General features: G+C 45.8%; 1 protein-coding gene. It reads right to left on the bottom strand.

The window, feature by feature from the left end; all coding sequences use genetic code 11:
• A partial coding sequence (locus tag JEM65_RS22735; protein ID WP_233530829.1) for a hypothetical protein occupies window positions 1-222 on the bottom strand: 222 nt, incomplete at its 3' end.
• Window positions 223-306 lie beyond the last annotated feature (84 nt).

Raw genomic sequence — 306 nt, 5'->3', positions numbered from 1 at the left:
AGAAGAAGGTGTTTGCACATTCAACGTGTGAACTTGCGACACCTGTTTTCCGCCGCGATCACAGTCGCTGATCACCCTGTTACTCGCGGCCTTGAAGTTACATCCCCCTTCAACAATTGCCCCCGTGAAATGTATGACGCCGCCTGTAGCAGCCGCATTGGCAAACTGAATCGTCCCTGAGGCCATGATTCCCAAAAACAGTAAACTGGTCATTCTGTTCATGGTGACACCTCGTTGTAATTATAGAATTTAAAATTTACGCAACCGCCATTTAACATTAATACATCTAATGGAATTTACATGGCG

The sequence above is a fragment of the Gelidibacter salicanalis genome, assembly GCF_016469035.1.
Taxonomy (GTDB): domain Bacteria; phylum Bacteroidota; class Bacteroidia; order Flavobacteriales; family Flavobacteriaceae; genus Gelidibacter; species Gelidibacter salicanalis_A.
Note: the sequence above shows the minus strand (reverse complement) of the source record. Positions and strands in the feature narration are given on the sequence as shown.